Genomic DNA, 14,118 nt, shown 5'->3' on the forward strand with positions numbered 1-14,118 from the left:
CCTCCAGGGACCTTCCACGCCAACACGTACGCGGAAAGACGTACAGGAGTGCGAGCGGGTTCCTCGGCCCGTATGGCAGACGCGGGCCTGCGGGGTCCCCCGGTGCGCGGCAGACGCGGCCCGGCGGGATCCCCCGGGGTGTGCGGCAGGCGGCCCGGCGGGGCTACCGCTCGTCCCAGGTGACCGGGAGCCGGTGCACCCCGTAGATGTTCATCCGGTGCCGCAGGGTGACTTCCTCTGGTGGGACGGCCAGCCGCAGCGTCGGGAAGCGGGTGACCAGTGCGGGGAGGGCGACCCGCATCTCGACGCGGGCCAGTTGCTGGCCCAGGCACTGGTGGATGCCGTGGCCGAAGGACAGATGCCCGGTGGCCTTGCGGTGCAGATCGAGGGTGTCGGGGTCGGGGAATCGTTCCGGGTCACGGTTGGCGGCCTGGATCGAGAGGGTGACCGTCTCACCGGCCTTGATGAGTTGGCCCTCCAGCTCGACGTCCTCCAGCGCCGACCGTGCTCCGGTGTGGGCGATGGTCAGGTAGCGCAACAGCTCCTCGACCGCCTGGTCGGCGAGGCCCGGATCGGCACGCAGGGCGGCGAGCTGATCCGGGTGGCACAGCAGCGCGAAGGTGCCGTGCGCGAGCATGTTGGCGGTGGTGTCGAGGCCGGCGGCGAGCAGGAAGCTCCCGATGCCGGCGAGTTCTTCATCGGTCAGGTCGGTGGTCGTGAGGTCGCTGAGCAGGTCATCGGTGGGTTCGGCGCGCTTGGCCGACACCAGCTGGGACAGGATGTCCTGGAGCGCGGCCATGGCGGCGGTCACCTCGTCCATGGTGGCGTTCTGGGTCATCACCGTCTCCGCATGACGCTGGAAGACCTCCCGCCCCTCGTAGGGGACACCGAGGAGTTCACAGATCATCAGCGCGGGGAGGGGCTTTGCGTACGCCTCGACCAGGTCCGCCGTCGGCCCGCGGCGCTCCATGGCGTCCAGGTGCTCGCCGGCGATCTCCTCGACGCGGGAGGTGAGTTGGCGCATCCGGCGGACGGTGAACTTCCCCATGAGCAGCCGTCGGTAGCGGGTGTGCTCGGGGGCATCGAGCCCGGTGAGGTCACCGACCGGTGCCGGGGGCAGTTCGCCGGTGTAGCCGCCCTCGAGCGGGTAGTGCATCAGCTCGTAGCGTGAGCTGAAGCGGGGGTCGGCGTGTATCGCACGGACCGCGGAGTAGCCGGTGGCCAGCCAGCCCATGTGCCCGTCGGGGTAGCGCATCCGGGTGAGCGGACGTTCCGTGCGCAGTGCCGCCAGTCCCGCGGGCGGATCGAAGGGGCAGCCCGCGGGACGGTCGGTCGGCAGCGTCACGGGCTCGGGGTGCTCGGGGAGTTCGGGGCGTCCGGGGAGTTCGGGGTGCAGGGGCATAGCTGTCCTCCGATGCGGAGTGCGGAGCACACCGTGGTGTGCGTGAAGGATGGGGTGAGAGGGAGGTGGAGAGGTGCCTGCCGGGCGCGGAGGCGACCCGGGCGCGCGGCGCGCTCAGCGCGTGGCGCCCCGCCGGAAGGCAGCCCGCGCCCACAGGTAGCCGACCAGGCTGAGCGCGATGCCCCATGCCAGGGCTATGACGCCGTTGGTGCCGATCTCCGTGCCCAGCAGGAGGCCGCGAAGCGTCTCGTTGATCGGGGTGAAGGGCTGGTATTCGGCGAACCAGCGCAGCCCGGCCGGCATGGTGTCGGGGGTGACGAAGGCGCTGCCGAGGAAGGGCAGGAAGGTGAGCGGCATGGGGGCGTTGCTCGCGGACTCGACGGTTTTGGCCACCATGCCCATCGCGGCCGCCAGCCAGGTGAGCGCGAAGGCGAGCAGGGCCAGGAGGCCGAGGGCGGCGAGCCATCTGACGGGAGTGGCGTCCGGCCGGAAGCCCACCGCCAGTGCGACGGCGATGACCAGGACGAGGCTGAGCATGGTCTGGATGACGCTGCCGACCACATGGCCCGTCAGCACGGAGGCGCGGGAGATCGCCATGGTGCGGAAGCGGTTGATGATGCCTTCGGTCATATCAAGGGAGACCGAAACGGCCGTCGAGAGGGCACCGGAGGTCACGGTCATCAGAATGATGCCCGGAACGACGTAGTTGACGTACGCACCGCGGCCGTTCACCGCATCCGGCAGCCCGATGCCGGTGCCGAGCGCGCCGCCGAAGACGTAGACGAAGAGCAGCAGCATCACGATCGGCATGGCGACGACCGAGAGCGTCAGGGACGGATAACGCCGTGCGCGCTTGAGGTTGCGGCGCAGCATCGTCATCGAGTCGCGCATCGCGTACGACACAGACACAGTGCTCATCGGGCGTTCCCCTCAACGGAGTTGGCTGCGGGTCCGGACTGCGGGGCCCGGCCGGTGAGGGTGAGGAAGACCTCGTCGAGGTCGGGGGTGTGCACGGTGAGCGCCTCGGCTTCCACGGACGCGCGGTCGAGGGTGTCGAGGACGGTGCGCAGGGCGGGGATGCTGCCGTCGCCGGGAATGTGCAGGGTGAGCGCTTCGTCGTCGCGGGTGGCCGAGGTGAAGAGGGCGGCAGCCGACGCCAGCCGGTCCGCGTCGGCGAGCTCGAGGCGGATATGGCTGCCGGGGATCTGCCGCTTCAGTTCGTCCGCGGTGCCTTCGGCGACCAGCTTGCCGTGGTCCAGGACAGCTATCCGGTCCGCGAGTTGGTCGGCCTCCTCCAGATACTGCGTCGTCAGGAAGACGGAGACGCCGTCCTCGGCGACCAGGTTGCGGATGATCTCCCACATGGTGCGCCGGCTGCGTGGATCGAGGCCGGTGGTCGGCTCGTCGAGGAAGATGAGGCGCGGATCGCCGACCAGGGTCATCGCGAGATCGAGCTTGCGCCGCATACCGCCCGAGAAGGTGGAAACGGGCCTGGTGGCCGACTCGGTCAGCTCGAAGCGCTGCAGGAGTTCGTCGGCGCGGCGGCGGCCTTCGCGGCGGCTTCGATGGTGCAGGTCCGCCATGAGGAGCAGGTTCTCCCGGGCGTTGAGCAGGTTGTCCACCGCTGAGAACTGGCCGGTGACGCCGATGGCGGCGCGTACGGCGTCGGCCTCGCGGACCAGGTCATGGCCCGCGACCTGGGCCTGGCCGGCGCTTGCCGGGATGAGGGTGGAGAGGATCTGGACGGTGGTGGTCTTGCCCGCGCCGTTGGGCCCGAGCAAGGCGAACACCGTGCCCTCGGGGATGTGCAGGTCGATGCCGTCGAGGACGGCCTTGTCGCCGTAGGACTTGGCTAATCCGCGTGCGGTGATCGCGGGTGGGCGGGGCTCCGGTGGACAGGGCTGGGGTGGGCGGGGCGCCTGCGCGCGGGGCAGGTTTTTCATGATCATGACAGTTCCTCTCCAGGGTTCCGAGTTCTGCGATGTGGCGGGCCGGCGGCGGTCTGTGGACGTTGGCCGGTGGCCAGGAGCGGCCGGCGGCCGGCGGTCAGGGCACGCGACGGCCGGCGCGGTGGTCAGGAGCGGCCGTGGCCAGTGGCCAGGAGCAGCCGGCGGCCGGTGGTCAGGCGCGGCGGATCACGATGTCGCCGAGGCTGGTGTGGGCGCGTACTTCGACGGTCTCGGCAGCGTCACCGGGGCCGTCGGACGGTCCGAGGGAGTTGCGTACCGTGCCGACGCCGGTGGCCACATCGAGCCAGGCGGCGGTGGACTTGCGGATCCCGACCTCCAGGTCGCCGGCCGCGGCCCGGAGGACGACCTTGCCGCGTGCCACGTCACCGAGCCGGATGGCGCCGTTGGCGGACTTGGCTTCGACCCCGGCGTGCGCGACGCCGACGGAGATCAGGCCGTTGGACGCGGTCGCCCGCAGGGCGCCGGTGACCTCGCCGATCGTGGTCGCGCCGTTGCCGTTCTTGACCAGCGCGGCGCCCGCGATCTCCCCGGCCTCGATCAGACCCGCGGCGATGAGCTCGGCGTCTCCCGTCACCCGCGCCAGCCGGATGTCGCCGTAGTCGGTCCGCAGGTTCACGGCCTCCGCCTCATCCAACTGGAGATCGCCGAGCGAGGTCTTGAACCGGCACTCACCGAGGCGGCCCGCACAGGTGAAGTCCGCCATCGGCGAGGTGCCCAGGACGTCCGAGCCGGCCGGCAGCTCGATGGTCACGTCGAGCGAGCCGCACTTGCCGAAGAGCGAGCGCTTCCTGGGCCCCTTGACCACCAGCTTGCCGCCGGAGCAGGTGACTTTGGTCTGCTGTGCGGCCCGTACGTCGGCCTCCGCGGTGGCGTCGCTCGGGCGCACCTCGACGACGGTGTCGGTGCGCTTTCCCGCGGTGATCCGGGCGGATCCCATGTCGAATTCGAGGGTGACGGAGATCGGTTCGGGGGTGGCGAAAGTAGGCATGGCTGTCCCGTCCTCATGGCTGTGGTGGGCATTCCCGCTGGTAGGGCGGGTGAGATGAGAAGTGACGCGGTGAGAAGCAGTGCGGTGAGCAGTGGCCGGTGGTGCGGTAACTGGTGAACAGTGGCGAGGAGCGCGGTGGCCGGTGGCGCCGTGGCCGGTGGTGTGGTGAGTAGTGAGCAGGGGCCGGTGGTGCGGTGAGCCGTGGTGCGATGCGCCGCCGGGGAAGGCGGCGCGCGGGTCTCTAGCGGACCCAGCCGGTGTAACCCTGCTGGCCCCGGTGGCGGCTGCGGCCGGTGGAGCGGGGGCTCTCGCCCGGTTCCAGGGCCGTGGCGACGGCCCGTACCAGCCAGGCGTTGACCGACAGGCCCTCGTGGCCCGCGGCTTCCTCGACCCGGGTCTTGAGGTGGGCGGGCAGGCGGAAGTTGATCCGGGCGGTACCGCCCTCGTCGCCGTCCGCGGGGACGGTGGGCACGGGTGCCCGCCCGCCGCCCGGCACGCCCTCGGACGCCTCGGCCTCTCCGTACGGCTCCTGGTCCGGCGCCGGCGAGGGTGTCACCACGAACTCGGGGTCGAGTCCGCGCAGCCGTACGTCGACCGAGCCCGGCGCCAGCTCGCGGGTGACCTCGGCCATGGCGGAGGACAGCGCGTTGAGCAGAATGAGCCGGGTGGCCGACTCCAGGGGCGTGGTGAGTCGTTCGGCCAGGGCACGGGCTTCGTCTCCGCCCGCGTCCGCGGCGACCGCGAGCTCGTGCCGGAGGTTGTCGACATACGGCGTGAGGTCCATAGCGCCATAGTGGCACCACGATGACGCCAATGCAAGCCTTTGTGGCGCCACGATGGCATCGGGTGCTGCCACCGTGGCGAAAGGTGGCGCCATCGCGCCGCCATTACGCCGCCACCGTGGCACCATCCGGTGCGGAGCCCGCAGCCGCCCGCAGCCCGGACCGGAACGGGACCGGAACGGGACCGGAACGGACCGGAACGGGACCGGAACGGGACCGGAACCCGGCAGGCAACCGCCCCGCCGCCGGCCCGTCCGAACGCGCGGCACCGCGGCGGCAGTTGCCGCACCTGCCCGGACGAGGCCGGTACGAGGCCCGGGCCGGCCACAAGTCCGCCCCCGCTGCCCCGGCCGCGCCGTGCCAAGATCCGGAGAACGCCGCCCTCACGGCTGCCCGACCGCTCGGGCTAAGGTGCTCCCGCAATCTGTTCAGCCGTGCGAAGGAGACGATCTCGCGGTGTCCGATCGGGGACGGCTCATAGCCGACCGGTACCGGCTCCTGGAGCGGGTCGGCCGCGGCGGTATGGGCACGGTATGGCGGGCCGAGGACGAATTGCTCGGCCGTCATGTCGCCGTGAAGAAGCTGTTCGTCCCGCCGCATCTGGACGACGACGAGATCCAGAGGCTTCACGAGCGCACCCGCCGCGAGGCCCGCACCGCCGCCCGGATCACCCACCCCCATGTGATCGTGGTGCACGACGTCGTCGACGACGAGGGTCTGCCGTGCATCGTCATGGAGTACATCCCCTCGGACACCCTGGGCGACCTCGTCAAACGGCACGGTGCGCTGGCGCCGGACCAGGCGGCCCGGATCGGCTGCGGTATGGCCGGCGCGCTGCGCGCCGCGCACGACGCCGGGGTGCTGCACCGGGACGTCAAGCCCGCCAATGTGCTGCTCGGGAAGGACGGGCGCATCGTCCTCACCGACTTCGGGATCGCGGTGCAGTCCGGCACGCCCTCACTGACCAGGACCGGCGAGCTGGTGGGGTCGATCCAGTACCTGGCGCCGGAACGCCTCCGGAGCACGATCGCCGAGCCGGGACCCGCCAGCGATCTGTGGTCCCTCGGCGCAACGCTGTACCAGGCGGTCGAGGGCCGGCCGCCGTTCCTCCGGGACACCGCGATCGAGACGGCGTACGCCATCGCCACGGACGAGTACGACGCCCCGCGCAACGCCGGGGAGCTGGCACCCGTGATCGAGAGCCTGCTCCGGAAGGACCCCGGGCAGCGCATGGACGCCCACGAGGCCGAACGCCTCCTGGGCGAGGCCGCCGAGGCCACGTCCCCCGGGACGCGCACCCCGGTCCAGGCCGCCGGAGCCACGTCCCCCGGGACGGGCGCCTTGGGTGACACCTCCGGCACACGCACCGCCCTCGACTCCCTGCCCACGCGGGCGCCGTCCGCCGTGGCCACGACAGCCCCGGGGCAAGGAGGCAACCGGAAGCGCCGTGCGGCGCTGCGGTTCACCGCGGGCGTGGCGGTCGCCGCCTCCGTGACCGGCGGGATCCTGGCGTGGCCGTGGGGCGGTGCCGATGCGTCGGGCAGCCGCCCGTCCGGTGCCGCGTCCGCCGGCCGCCCGGCGGAGCCCGGGCCCTCCCCGGCCCCCGCCGGATACCACCTCAAGAAGGAGGGCCAGGGCTTCTCCCTGCCCGTACGGGACGGCTGGACCCGCAAGGATCCGCCCGGCGGTGAAGTCGCCTATGTGGACCCCTCCGAGCTGGTGGGGCTGCGGATCAACATCGTCCAGTTCGCGGGGTCCGATCCGCTGCGGCACTGGCAGCAGACCGAAGAGGCCCAGACCCGCCGGGACAACCCGGGCTACGAGCGGGTGCGGATGGACCCCACGACCTTCCGCGGACGGCCCGCGGGGTACTGGGAGTTCACCTTCGAGGGCAGGAAACGGAAGTACCGGGCGGTGGAGCTGGCGTTCAGCGGCGCCGACGGCACCCAGTACGTGATCTACCTTTCCGCGCCGGACGCCCGGTGGAACACCTACCGGCCGGTCTTCGACACCGCCGTCAACGGGATCCATCTCGACGCCTAGGGGAGACCCCCTGGGCCCAGGCTCCGGACGCCCCGGACGGGGACGCCCCGACCTCGGGCGCCGTCGCCCCGGACGCCCTCGGCCCGGACGCCGCGGCCGAGAAGAGGGAGCGAGCGCGCCGCGAGCCCCGGAGCCGGCCCGTTGGCTTCCCGGTGACGGGCAGCAGCAGCGCGGCGAGGGTGAGTACGGCGCAGGCCGGATAGCCCCAGCCGAGTGCGGCGAGGTACCAGGGGCGGCCGAAGTGCCAGATGTCCGGCTGGACCAGTGCCAGCCAGTGGATGAGGAATCCGGCGAGGGCGAGGCACCAGGCGGTCAGGGCCGCGGTGTGGGCCCGGGTCCGGTGCGGCGCGTGGGTCAGCCACAGGACGGCCGCGACGGCCCAGACCCAGTGATGGCACCACGAGATGGGGCTGATCAGCAGGCCGAGGAGCTGGACGGCGAGCAGTGCACCGAGGGGATCGGTGCGGCGGACGGCGCGCACCACGGCCGTCAGCGCCAGCAGGGCCGCCGGGACGGCGCACGCCCACCAGGGGGCGGACCAGCCGGCGTCGTGGCCGAGGGTGCGGGACAGCGCCCCGCGCACCGACTGGTTGAGCACCGAGCCGACCGGGCCGACCCGTGCGGCGTCGCCGACCGCGTGCAGCCAGAAGCCGGCCGCTGACCGGGGCGCCGCCCACCACCCGGCCGCGACGGTGGCGGCGGCCGCCGCGGCCGACCAGCACGCCGCCGACCAGCGCCGGTGCACCAGGAAGTAGAGGCCGGTGACGGCCGGGACCAGCTTCACCCCGGCGGCGAGGCCCACGCCGAGCCCGGCCGCGGCCGCCGAGCGCCGCTCGACCGCGTACCCGACGCCCGCCGCCAGCAGCAGGTTGACCTGCCCGAGCGCGAGGGTGACCGCGACCGGCTCGGTCCACAGCAGGGCGGCGCTCCACAGCAGTACCCGCCGGCGGTGCCGCCCGGGCTCCGCCGCCGGGTCGGCCATCCGCAGGCAGCAGTGGACCAGGACGCAGAGCGCCAGGACCGAGGCCGCGGTCCAGACGGCACTCACCAGCGGCCACGGCGGCCAGGAGAGCGGGAGGAAGAGCAGCGCGGCGAAGGGCGGATAGGTGAACGGCAGCGGGAACAGGTCGGGGCCGGGCAGATCCAGGCGGAAGGCGTACAGATCGCCGCTGAGCAGGTGCGGGGCCGCGGTCCGGTAGACCCGTAGATCCACCATGCCGACGCGCAGGCAGGCCGGGATCCACACCAGCAGCAGCATCGCCGTGGCGGCGAGGAGCAGCACGGTGCCCGGGCGGTGAGCCAGGACGCGGCGCGCCGCCTCAATGCGTCGGCGGCCCGGCCGCGTTCCCGGAGGACCACCGTCGGGAGGACTGCCCGCAGAACCGCGGCCCACAGAGCCGCCGCCCGCAGGACCACCACCCGGAGGACCACCGTCCGGAGGCCCGGCCGCCGGGACGTGCGCCGCGGGGCTCACTCGCCCCGGCCCTGCTCCGCACCGGGGCTCAGGGTCCTCGGTTCGCCGGGCCGGGCGGCGGCCGGGGCCTCGTAGATGCTGACGGCGAACGGGCGGAAGGAATCCGGCTCCACCTGCTCGGCCACACAGCGGAACCCGGCGGCGGCCTCGAAGTACGCACAGAACCTGCGGGACTCCGGCCAGGGGTGCACCAGGACCAGCAGTCCACCGGGCGCCACCGCCCGGGTCAGATGGGCGCAGGCCCGCCGCAGATGCCGGTGCCGGCCCAGGTAGTACAGCAGCTCGGCGCAGAAGACGAGGTCGAAGCGGTCCTCCGGCGGCGCGGTGGTGAGGATGTTCAGCCGCTCGAACCGGGGAGGCCGCTCGAACCCGGGAGCGGGGACGGCGCTGCCAAGCGCGGGCGCGGGGCGGCCGGCCGCGGAGGCACGGAAGGCCGCGGAGGCACGGGCCCGGGCGAGCGCCCGCTCCGAGATGTCCACGCCGGTGATCTCCGCCTGCGGAAACGCCGCCGCGAGACGGTGGGTGAAGGCGCCCTCGCTGCACCCGACGTCCAGGATCCGCCGGTAAGGGCGCCGGGGGAGCTGCCGCAGGGTCGTGGCGTACTTGAACTGCTCGTAGTCGTCCACGGCCAGGCCCCACGGGTCAGGACGCCGGTGCCACCAGTCGAAGTACCAGTGCAGGACCCGTCCCTGGCCGCGGAGGCCGAGGAGGGAGAGCGCGGCGAAGAGGGCGCGGTGCGCGCGGTCGAGGAGGCGGTGCATGAGAACCTTCCGGCCGTTGCGGTGGCCACGCTTCCGGGAGGCCGCCGGACGTATGCGGTATGACGGGGCGTCAGCGGGTGACGTCGTCGTAGGCGTGGGCGAACGCTTCGGTGACCACGGGCCAGGTGCAGTGCACCGGCTCGGTCTCCCAGTTGTGGGCGGCCAGGGTGCGCCGTGCCCCGGGGGTACGGGCCAGCCACAGCACCTCGTCGGCCAGGGCGAAGGCCGAGTGGCCGCACAGGGCCCCCTCACGGTTGTGCCGCACGAAGTCGGCGACGCCGGTGTGCGCCCTGGCCAGGACCGGCAGGCCGCTGGTGCGCGCCTCCAGGGCCGCGATCCCGAAGGACTCCCGGCGGGAGGGGTTGACGAACAGATCCGCCCCGGCCAGCAACTCCCTTACCTCCCCGGGCTGCAGCCGGCCCGCGAGGCGGATCCAGCTGTCCATCCCGTTGCGGCGCAGATAGCGCTCTATCGGGCGCACGCTCGGCCCGGCGCCGGCGAACGTGGCACGCAGGGCGGTGCCCCGCCGGGACATCCGCGCATGGGCGGAGTGCAGCGCCGCCAGCAGCTCCATCGGCTCCTTGCGCGGGACGAGCCGGCCGACGGCGACGACATGCACCCGCCCGTCCTGGCGCTCGACCGCGGCTCCCGGGCTGCGCCACCACGCGGCGTCGATGCCGTTGGGGATGACCCGGGGACTGACGTCCGGAAGGGCCTGCCGGATCAGCCGGGCGGCCGACCTGCTCACGGTCGTCACCGCCACCGGAGCGGTGGGGCCGTGCCCGGTCCGGCTCAGCAGCCGGTACAGGGCGCGTACCACCGGGTCCCACATGCTGTGGACGGTGGCCACGGCGGGGATGCCCCGGCGGCGGGCGCAGGCCAGCGCGGCCCAGGCGAACGGGGAGGCCGCGCCGAGGTGCACATGCACCACCCGCGGGTGACGTGCCGTCAACAGCCGGTCGATGGCGTGTCCCGCTCTGGGGTGAACGGGCAGCTGACCGGGCAGCCGCGCGCTGATCCTGTGCACGGGGTACGGCCACGAGGCCGTATCCGCCCCCGGCCCGGCGGGCGTCGCGGTGACGACCTCGGCGGCCTGGCCCGCCCGGTGCTGCGCAGCGGCCAGCGCGGCGACCTGGATCTCGATACCTCCGGTCCGCGGCGCAAAGCAGTCTGAAATGTGAAGGATCATGGCTGCACTTCCGAAATGGGGCGTGAAGTCCCCCAGTATGGGGTGGTAAAGCATGGTTCGTGAGACATACGTGCTTGTTCTTTCATGCGCATCCGGACGACGAGGCGCTGCTGACCGCCGGCACCATGGCGCGCCTGGCCGGTGAAGGACACCGCGTGGTGCTGGTGCTGGCCACGGCGGGCGAGCGCGGCCTGGCACCCAAGTCCTTGCGGGACCGCGGCCTGGGCGAGGTCCGCCGCGAGGAGGCGCACGCCTCCGCCCGGATCCTGGGCTGCTCCCGGGTCGCCTTCCTCGGCTACGCCGACTCCGGGCACACGCCCGGCCCGGCCCCGGCCCGCGGCGGCGCCCGGCCGTTCGCGTCGGCGGAGGTCGAGGAGGCGGCCGGCCGGCTGGCCGCGCTGCTCACCGAGGAGCGCGCCGACCTGCTGACGGTCTACGACCCGGCCGGCGGCTACGGCCACCCGGATCACGTCCAGGTCCACCGGGTCGGCTACCGCGCCGCCCGCCTGGCGGGCACCCCGGTGGTGCTGGAGGCCACCGTCGACCGCACCCTCCTGCTGCGCGGACTGCGCGCGGCCTCCTGGGTCCACCGCTTCCCGCCGGAGTTCGACCGGGAATCCTTCCGGCAGGCCTACGGCGCACGCTCCGAGATCACCCACCGGGTACCGGTCAAACGGCACTGGCGGGCCAAGCGCGCCAGCATGTCCGCGCACCTCAGCCAGGCCAGGGGCGGCGACTCCGAACGCACCCTGGCCGCCCTGGGCCGCCTGCCGGGACCGGCCTTCCGCCAGGTGCTGGGGACCGAGTGGTTCATCCAGCGCGGGCTGCCCGCGGGCCCCGTACTGCGCGATCCGCTGGCCACGCTGCCGGGCGCCGCGGCTACGGCACGCGGCCGATGACAGCGCTCACCGCGCGGCTGCCGAAGTCCGCCCTGCGGCTGCTGGGCCTGCTCTCCTCCGCCACCGGCCTCGTCCTGCTGGCCCTGGCCGTGCCGAGGGCGGCGGGAACGGACTGGGCCGCCGTCCGGGGCCACCTCGGGCACATCAGCGGCCCGCAGGTGGCGCTGCTGTGCGCCCTGGCGGGTGCCGCGATGTGGAGCTACACCTACGTACTCGGCGCCGCGCTTCCAGGACTGACACTGCGCCAGGCCCTGCTGGTGCACTGCACCGGCAGCGCGGTGAGCAATCTGCTGCCGCTCGGCGGCGGTGCGGGCGTCGCGGTCACCTACGCCATGACGCGCCGCTGGGGGCATCCGCCGCACGCCGTGGCCGTGTGCGTCGCGCTCACCGGGGTGTGCAACGTGGCCGCGCGGCTGGTGCTGTCGGCGGTGGGCGCACTGCTGCTGGCCGGGACCCCCGTACCCGGCATCGGCTGGGCGGCGGCCGCGGGCGGCGTGGTCCTCGCCCTGCCGGTGGCCCTCGCGGCCGGGTGGCCGGTGCTGCGCCGCTGCCGCCGGGCACCCGCCGCCCGCCGGCGGGCGGCGCCGGGCGGAGCGCTGCGGCCCCTCGCCCTGCGCGCCCGGGAGCTCGCGGTGCGGCTGCGCGACGAGAGCCGGGACGTCGTCCGCCGCTCCTGGGCGCGGCTGGTGTGCGGCATGGCCGCCACCCTCGCGGCCCAGGGCGCGCTGTTCCTGGCCTGTCTGCAGGCGGCGGGCTCCCGTACGGGAGTGGGCGAGGCGCTGGCGGTGTTCGCGGCCAGCCGGCTGCTGACCCAGATCGCGGTCACCCCCGGCGGCATCGGCGTCACCGAGTGCGCCGCCGCCGTCGCGCTGGTCGCCCTCGGCGGCGTCCCCGCGGCCGTGGCCTCGGCCATGCTGCTGTTCGCCACTTTCACGCATCTGCTGGAGATTCCGCTCGGCGCGCTCACCGGCGCGTGGTGGCTGCTGCGCGGGGGACGACGGCGTCCGGCACCGGCACCGGCCGCGCCTTAGGCGCCCACCGCAGCACCGCCGCCAGGGCCACCGCTCCCCCGGCGGCGGCCGCGAGCCCGCTCGCCCAGCTGGGCCCCTGCCCCGAGGGCATCACCACCAGCGTCAGCCCCACCGTCGCCGCCCTGGCGCCGCGCCCCGCCAGCCGCCGCCAGGACACCGCCGCCAGCGGCACCACCGCCCACAGCGCGTACCAGGGCTGCACCACGGGAGCGGCGGCGACCAGCACCAACAGCGCCGCCCCCGTCGCCCGCTCGGCGCCGACGTTCGGGGCGCACCGCACCCAGTAGCCCACCGCCCCCAGGCCCACCAGCAGCCCGGCCAGCCGCGCGGCCGTCATCGCACCGGCCGCGGTGCCCCACCCCAGCCCCTGCGCGGCCCAGCCCAGCAGATGGCCGGTGTCCGTGCTCGGGGACAGCAGGGTGTGCACCTCGGCGGGCGTACGGAGGGTCCACAGCCACCCCCACCCCTGGCCGCACCCCGCCACTCCCGCCATCAGGGCGACCGCGGCCACCCCGGCGATCCCCGCCGTCCGCCGCGCCCGCCGCCACCCGCCGTCCCGCCCCGCCACGGTCACCGCCGCCGCGCACAGCAGGGCCACCACGGCGGGGGCCTTCACGAGCACCGCCGCGGTCAGGACGACGCTCCCCACGGCCCAGCGCCCCTGACGGAACGCCAGCAGCCCGGCCGCCATCAGCCCCAGCATCAGCGCCTCGTTGTGCGCCCCGCCGACCAGGTGGAGCAGCACCAGCGGGTTGAGCGCACCGGCCCACAGCGCGCCGGCCGCGCCCAGCGAACCGGCAGCACCTGCCGCACCTGCCGCACCTGCCGCACCCAGCGAACCCGCCGCACCTCCCACACCGGAGCCCGACGCCTCCGCCAACCGCCGCAGGGCCCACACCAGCAGGGCCAGCCCGGCCACCGCCACCAGCCGCAGCCCCAGGGCCGCGGCCACCACATGATGTTCCCCGGTGACTGCCACCACGGCCCGCGCCGCGGCGACGGACAGCGGTCCGTACGGGGCCGGGGTGTCGTGCCACATTCCGGGGACGTTCGCCGCGAGCGGCCCGCCGAGCGCCCCCGGGCCCAGCGCGTACACATCGCGTCCGCGGCCCGCCAGCGCGCCCTGGGCGAGGTAGCTGTAGGCGTCGCTGCTGCCCAGCAACGGTCCCGGCAGCAGCGGCAGCGCCCAGCACCACAGCGCCCTGCGCAGCGGCCGCCACCCGCAGGACGTCCCGTCCGCGACCCGCCGCCCCAGCCGCCACCACGCGACGAGCAGCAGCACCAGCCCCGCGTACGACACGGCGACGCCCACACACTGCAGCGGCGCGCCGGGCCGCCCCCACACCCCGTCAGGAACACCCCCCGGCAGCGCACCGGACCCCCATCCGCCGGCGCCCAGCAACACGGACCCCAGCGTGCCCAGGAGCACTTCTGCCCGGACGGTGCTCCCTGCCGCGCTCATCCGGCCAACCTAGACGCGGCACCGCCCGGCACGGCGCACGCCGGCAGCCATGTCGCCCGTCCGCGCCAGAGGTGTCTCCCCGGGGGTGTCTCTCAGGGGAGACACCCCCGGCACCGG

Annotated in this window: 12 protein-coding genes; 3 read left to right on the top strand and 9 right to left on the bottom strand. The window is 74.1% G+C overall.

All coding sequences use genetic code 11. The features are described 5' to 3' along the window. Window positions 1-163: 163 nt before the first annotated feature. The 5 genes from ABR737_RS22520 to ABR737_RS22540 form a co-directional block, all read right to left on the bottom strand. Entirely contained in the window at window positions 164-1,402 is a 1,239-nt protein-coding gene (locus ABR737_RS22520; protein ID WP_350251909.1) for a cytochrome P450, read from the bottom strand. A gap of 114 nt (window positions 1,403-1,516) precedes the next feature. Beyond that, window positions 1,517-2,320, bottom strand: a complete 804-nt coding sequence (locus ABR737_RS22525) for an ABC transporter permease (protein ID WP_350251910.1) — start codon at window positions 2,318-2,320, stop codon at window positions 1,517-1,519. Then, window positions 2,317-3,345, bottom strand: coding sequence for an ATP-binding cassette domain-containing protein (locus ABR737_RS22530; RefSeq protein WP_350256890.1), 1,029 nt, complete (start codon window positions 3,343-3,345; stop codon window positions 2,317-2,319). The genes ABR737_RS22525 and ABR737_RS22530 overlap by 4 nt, the downstream gene beginning before the upstream one ends. 178 nt (window positions 3,346-3,523) lie before the next feature. Next, the gene (locus ABR737_RS22535) at window positions 3,524-4,360 is read right to left on the bottom strand and encodes a DUF4097 family beta strand repeat-containing protein (protein WP_350251911.1); all 837 of its coding nucleotides are present in this window, start codon (window positions 4,358-4,360) and stop codon (window positions 3,524-3,526) included. 241 nt (window positions 4,361-4,601) lie between these two features. Further along, window positions 4,602-5,144, bottom strand: coding sequence for a hypothetical protein (locus ABR737_RS22540; protein WP_350251912.1), 543 nt, complete (start codon window positions 5,142-5,144; stop codon window positions 4,602-4,604). Window positions 5,145-5,598: 454 nt separating this feature from the next. Between ABR737_RS22540 and ABR737_RS22545 the strand changes: the two genes are divergently transcribed. After that, on the top strand, window positions 5,599-7,185 hold the full coding sequence (locus ABR737_RS22545) for a serine/threonine-protein kinase (RefSeq protein ID WP_350251913.1): 1,587 nt from the start codon (window positions 5,599-5,601) through the stop codon (window positions 7,183-7,185). Here ABR737_RS22545 and ABR737_RS22550 read toward each other — a convergent pair. From ABR737_RS22550 to ABR737_RS22560, 3 genes are all read right to left on the bottom strand, one after another. Further along, window positions 7,160-8,467, bottom strand: coding sequence for a glycosyltransferase 87 family protein (locus tag ABR737_RS22550; RefSeq protein WP_350251914.1), 1,308 nt, complete (start codon window positions 8,465-8,467; stop codon window positions 7,160-7,162). The genes ABR737_RS22545 and ABR737_RS22550 overlap by 26 nt on opposite strands. Before the next feature lie 188 nt (window positions 8,468-8,655). Then, entirely contained in the window at window positions 8,656-9,420 is a 765-nt protein-coding gene (locus tag ABR737_RS22555; protein WP_350251915.1) for a class I SAM-dependent methyltransferase, read from the bottom strand. Between the two features lie 70 nt (window positions 9,421-9,490). Further along, window positions 9,491-10,609 carry a glycosyltransferase family 4 protein gene (locus tag ABR737_RS22560; protein WP_350251916.1) on the bottom strand — a complete coding sequence of 373 codons (1,119 nt, stop codon included), beginning with the start codon at window positions 10,607-10,609 and terminating at the stop codon, window positions 9,491-9,493. A gap of 74 nt (window positions 10,610-10,683) precedes the next feature. Here ABR737_RS22560 and ABR737_RS22565 point away from each other — a divergent pair, with 74 nt between their 5' ends. Both ABR737_RS22565 and ABR737_RS22570 read left to right on the top strand, forming a co-directional pair. Then, the gene (locus tag ABR737_RS22565; protein WP_350251917.1) at window positions 10,684-11,508 is read left to right on the top strand and encodes a PIG-L deacetylase family protein; all 825 of its coding nucleotides are present in this window, start codon (window positions 10,684-10,686) and stop codon (window positions 11,506-11,508) included. Then, entirely contained in the window at window positions 11,505-12,539 is a 1,035-nt protein-coding gene (locus tag ABR737_RS22570) for a lysylphosphatidylglycerol synthase domain-containing protein (RefSeq protein WP_350251918.1), read from the top strand. The genes ABR737_RS22565 and ABR737_RS22570 overlap by 4 nt, the downstream gene beginning before the upstream one ends. Here ABR737_RS22570 and mptB read toward each other — a convergent pair. Continuing rightward, the gene (gene mptB, locus ABR737_RS22575; protein ID WP_350251919.1) at window positions 12,472-14,001 is read right to left on the bottom strand and encodes a polyprenol phosphomannose-dependent alpha 1,6 mannosyltransferase MptB; all 1,530 of its coding nucleotides are present in this window, start codon (window positions 13,999-14,001) and stop codon (window positions 12,472-12,474) included. The genes ABR737_RS22570 and mptB overlap by 68 nt on opposite strands. Between the last annotated feature and the right edge of the window lie 117 nt (window positions 14,002-14,118).

Origin of the sequence: Streptomyces sp. Edi2, assembly GCF_040253635.1 — a bacterium.
Taxonomy (GTDB): domain Bacteria; phylum Actinomycetota; class Actinomycetes; order Streptomycetales; family Streptomycetaceae; genus Streptomyces.